Annotated in this window: 2 protein-coding genes; both read right to left on the bottom strand. The window is 43.2% G+C overall.

Annotation, left to right across the window (positions count from 1 at the left end; genetic code table 11):
• The coding region (locus V6C93_RS17650) for a DNA translocase FtsK (RefSeq protein ID WP_333477982.1) at nt 1-2379 on the bottom strand (2379 nt) is incomplete at its 3' end.
• Between the two features lie 52 nt (nt 2380-2431).
• On the bottom strand, nt 2432-4416 hold a 1985-nt coding region (locus V6C93_RS17645; RefSeq protein ID WP_333477981.1), incomplete at its 5' end, for an ATP-binding protein.

Here is a 4416-nt window from a genome sequence, read left to right as displayed (position 1 = left end):
TTCTGCCATGAAGTCGGCATATTCATCAAAGATGCAGACAATGCGCGGAATGGGTGGCTTTTGTCGTTGAATGAGTTGCTGATTGTAGGCATCTAGATGGGGGCACTTCGCTGCTTCAAACCAGCGATAACGCTGCTCCATTTCTGAAACTAATTCTTCCATGAGTGCGATCGCATCTTCACTATCTTTGACAACCGGCGACAGCAACCAAGGCATCTGCTCGAATTCTGGGAAGGTGACTCGTTTTGGATCAACGAGGGCAATTTTGAGCTGTTCGGGGGAATGACGGTATAAAAGGGAGAGAAGGAGCGATCGCAAAAACTCACTTTTCCCACTTCCCGTCGTACCACCTACCAAGAAGTGACAAGTATTTGGATCGGACAAATCAGCCTCTACTAACTTCCCATCCAAATCTACCCCGATCGCAATTTTGACGGGAGTATCTGAAGGCTTTGCTTTAGGTTGAATGTAATTCTCAAACCAAGCCACTTGCCGATCCGGACGAGGTAAATCGACACTGACATACCCAGCTTGAGGTGCAATTAGAGGAGGATTTGCGATTCCCAGTTGTACTTGTAAATCGGCAGATAATTTTAGCAGAGAGCCAACTTTTACCCCACGATTCGGTTTAAGTTTCACCCGAATAAAAGCTGGCCCAACTGCTGCACCTAGATAATCAACATCTATCTTGAAAGATTGCAGGGTTTCTACTAATTGTTTTGCGATTACTTCAGCATCAACTGATGACGGTGGCGCTGGTAGTGGGGTAGATGCTGATGCTGTTGCCGAATTAGTGAAGAACCCCTCCCCTAAGAGGAGAGGGGAGTCTTGCCCCCCCTTCCCTTGCAGGGAAGGGGGTTGGGGGGTTAGGTTTTCTAATTCACTATCAACAGTAAAGAAAGTTTGGCACTTTTTCCGCTGAGGGCAAATATCACACAATAAATCTGGGTGAGGTGTGGGTGACGGCGGATTGGGTTGAGGCGGCTCCCAATCAACCCATTGGCGCATCTGTTGTAATTTCTGAGGAATTAGCTGATGAACTGTGTTTTCTAGTTCGTCCCAAGTAAAGCTAATCTCGTCCCAGTTGGGCAAAACACTATAAACCGCTGAATCTATAGGTACTCCAAGCTTTTCCCGCAACATATAACTGTAGAGGGCAGCTTGAGCAAGTTGGGCTGACTTGTCTGGGGACTGATACGTTTTATATTCCACCACACAGAGGCGGTGGTTTTCAAAGTCATAAACTACACTGTCAAATCTTCCCTGTACCAATTGCTGCGTACCATTGGGCAGTTGGAAGTGATGCTTAACGGTAGGTTTGAGGGCGATTAACGTTTTGCTAATCACATCAGATGCATTGCAATAGCGCCGATTTCGCACGAGTAATTCAGCCCAACGCCGAATGAGTCCTTTTAATCCTTCCCAAAGCTGATAAAGTGCGGTTGCTTTGCCTGGAGCGGTTTTGACGGTTGCTTGCAGGTAGGGGAAAAAGGATAATTCATAGAAAAGTTGTTGTAGCTGTTGAGCGATCGCATCTACATTGAGTTGATCAGCCTCTGGCTCAAACAACGCCTGGAACCTTGGTTCCTGCTTGGCAATAAACGCAAAATGGTCAGCTAATTGATGAAATTGGGTACCAATTTTAGGAGGGTTGCCAGGTGGGAAAAACATCATCCTTCCACCAAAGCGATGTCCCAAATAAAACAAGCGAGGACACTCAAAGGCAACTCGGACTTTCGTAACGCTGAAGGAGGTGGGTTGAGATTTTTGAGTTGGCTGCTTTGAGTCGCTAGATTGTATATCAAACATTTTACTCACAGCATCAGGCTGAATTCTTTCTAATAAACAACGATGCACTTGAGCCAGATAGACTGTATCCATCTTGGCATACTTAAGCTGCTTTTCAGTGAGAGGTCGCTGTCCCCAATCGCTTTGCTGTTCCCCTTTATCCACCTCGGAGAAATTGCAAAGTTCTACTGCTAGGGTTTTCAGTTGCTTGTTCGATACGTTTAGGCGATCGGAGCGGTGCTTTTTGGTCAATTTATTGACCATTTTAAAGGTACAAGTTATGTTTTTTGCTTGTTCTTTACCTCCCAGATATCTGACATCAAAATTAGCATTATGAAAAACTTTTTCAATCTCTGGATCAACCATGATTTGGTTCACAAAATATGCTACCAAGTCAGGTTTATCCAACACATCCAGGATGTAAGCAGCATCACCCGTTAAATCGTTAGGTTCAGGCAAGACCTGAATTAGAGATAGTCTTGGGTTGGGAGTCTGCCAGTCAGCAACTTCTGTATCTAGCCAGAGAGTTTTTGCAGAAGTAATTTGGTTGATGAATGCCTGGATATCTGCGGTTTGTGTTAGGTACGGCATTGGCTAAGATAGCCTAATTATTATTACAGTAAACTACAAACAATTGACAGCATTAGCTAGCTTTCGGCACTAAACAGACTAACTGTGCCTTTGGTTTCGCACGAGGGTCAAGAATTTGAATTTTATTTTCCTGACATAATTGGTCAATTAGCTGGTCAATTTGCGATTCATCAAAATCAGGAAACTGACTAGTAGCATTCTTAATTAATGTTTGCCGCCCCAAAATTTGCTGGGTTATAACAAAATTAAATAAGAAATCTTTAACAGGCTCAATAGGTGGAGGTTGAATAATTCCAACTGGCACAATTTTCAATTCTTGCAATAAAGGACAATCTTGCAAAACTTCAGATTCACGGATGAGGGCTTGTAAATTTTTCAAGCCAATAGTTTCGCCTCTAATAACGAAGTCTCCCTCTCGCGCATCTTTCACCAAGTCGTAGTAGGTAACTAAATATTGAACGGAGAGCGGGTTTGGGGTAATTCGGCGATGAGGAGAACCTGTGAAGATTTTCGTATAAAGTTTATAACCCTTATTGTTGGGTTTACCCAGTCCTTCGGCACGAATCAAGTACAGAGTTCGGCACAAATTTTGCTCAATTGCCTTCCGGCAAGCTTCCATTATATGGAAAAAAGTACCCATATTTTCATCTTCTGTCCAAACAACTCCTATTCGCTCCAACTTGCTAGTCGTTTTATAGCTAAAGGAATAACTAGCGAACTTTGTTCCAGTAAGGAGTGGAGTTTTTATTTCTTCTGCTTGCAATGCAGTTAATACTTCTTGCAGCATCTGAATTAATTCAGGTGAGGATTCATGGCGAACTTTAGTAATCCTCTGCTGAACTTTATTAAAATCCTCAATCCATTTCAATTTGAAGTTGGCTATCAGCTCTTCGCGATCGTTTGCACCGGGTTTCTTTTTCTTCGTAGGTTGAAATACTCCTTGTTTACCACCAGCGAGCCACTTTTTATAATCCTGAACTACATCCCGACCAAACATTAGTGCTTCTCTAGGGCTAGTTCTGCCACGTTTAAATTCCTCTGTCAAGAATTGCTGAGTTAGAGGATAAATGGGAGAATCGGGTTTGGGGTTCGCTTGACGATGCAGTGGAGAGAGACGAGTAGCCAGCAGTGATTCTGTTTCCTTAATGTTAATAGGTTTTAGATAAGCTTCTGTATCAATACGATCTTTATGTGATTGATCAATACGGTGTTCATTCTCCCTCCAGGTATTAGTAACAATACTGACAATGACCAAAAAGTTATTGTTTTCGTCGTGAATTTTAGTTTGAACGCTGAATAAGCGTTGCAAATCAAGAGAGCCATCAGGCAGGCGGGCAATGCTTTCTAGTTGGTCGAAACACAATACAATTGGCTGAGTTTCGGCAGAAATTCTACCAAAATTTGCTAGAATTTCACTCGCGGCTTCTTCTGTATCAATAGAGCCTTTAACTCCCAGTTCCTTTAGAGACTCTTCACTTAAATCATCTCCTTGTAGCCATTGGCAGGCTGAAGTGTACAATTCTGGATTAGTGAGGTCATGCAGTACTCCAAAAAAGTTGTCTGCATTATAGATACCTGCTTGTTGGTAAGTTTTTTTGAGGTGATTGATGAAATGTTTCCGATCGCTTGTGAATAACTCCCAAAAGTTATCCTTCAGGACTCTCACTATTGGGCTGTGTTTTGTGAAAGCAGATAGACTCTTGAGCCAAAGCATTAACTGAGAATCTGTCTGCCCCTCTGGGACTTGTATCATACTGTCTACGGTGTAGCGCAAGATATGCCGCCAGATGCGATCGCTCTGAGGGAATGGCTTGATGTAGACAAAAAAGGCTTTATGATTTAGCTTCTTCTTGAGCCGTCCCAATAGATAAGTTTTGCCAGAACCCGGATCGCCTTGAAGCATTACAGTGCGTGTGCAATGATCTTGGACAACTCGATCGAGGGCTTCTTCTATAGTGGCGATCGCATCTTGATGTATCGATTCGACTACAGGTTCTGGCTGTTTTTGCGGCTGCCAAAAGTTAACCGAGCGATAGT

Origin of the sequence: Allocoleopsis sp., from assembly GCF_036703385.1 — a bacterium.
Classification (GTDB): domain Bacteria; phylum Cyanobacteriota; class Cyanobacteriia; order Cyanobacteriales; family Coleofasciculaceae; genus Allocoleopsis.
The sequence above is the reverse complement of the archived record's forward strand: the minus strand, read 5'-3'. Positions and strand labels throughout refer to the sequence as shown.